Here is a 327-nt window from a genome sequence, read left to right on the forward strand (position 1 = left end):
TAGAAAGCGAGAAGCGTTGGGTTAAGTTACGCATTTCTACTAAAGGTATGCGTATTATTGATAAAAACGGTATTGATGCGGTATTAGCGGATCTCCGCGGCCGTGGTGTTAAGGTTTAAGGAACTCAATTATGCGCGATAAGATTCGTTTAGTGTCATCTGCTGGTACGGGTTACTTCTATACCACAGACAAGAACAAACGCACCATGCCAGAAAAAATGGAGATCAAAAAATTCGATCCAGTGGTTCGTAAGCACGTGATCTTCAAAGAAGCTAAAATCAAGTAATTGGTTCTAAAGCTTACAAAAAACCCAGCTTCGGCTGGGTT

2 protein-coding genes are annotated in these 327 nt (G+C 41.3%); both read left to right on the plus strand.

Going from position 1 to position 327, the window contains the following annotated elements; genetic code table 11:
* Nucleotides 1-119: large ribosomal subunit protein bL28 (locus tag B3180_RS03295; RefSeq protein ID WP_286843116.1), on the plus strand; the 119-nt coding region annotated here is incomplete at its 5' end.
* Nucleotides 120-130: 11 nt separating this feature from the next.
* Nucleotides 131-286 (plus strand): 50S ribosomal protein L33, encoded by a 156-nt coding sequence (gene rpmG / locus B3180_RS03300; protein WP_006953863.1) that lies wholly within the window; start codon nucleotides 131-133, stop codon nucleotides 284-286.
* Nucleotides 287-327: the final 41 nt, after the last annotated feature.

The organism is Idiomarina sp. UBA4206 (assembly GCF_002383015.1).
GTDB lineage: Bacteria > Pseudomonadota > Gammaproteobacteria > Enterobacterales > Alteromonadaceae > Idiomarina > Idiomarina abyssalis.

Coding starts and splice junctions, on each gene's coding strand:
- rpmG (WP_006953863.1), top strand. CDS start 131: ATGCGCGATAAGATTCGTTTAGTGTCATCTGCTGGTACGGGTTACTTC.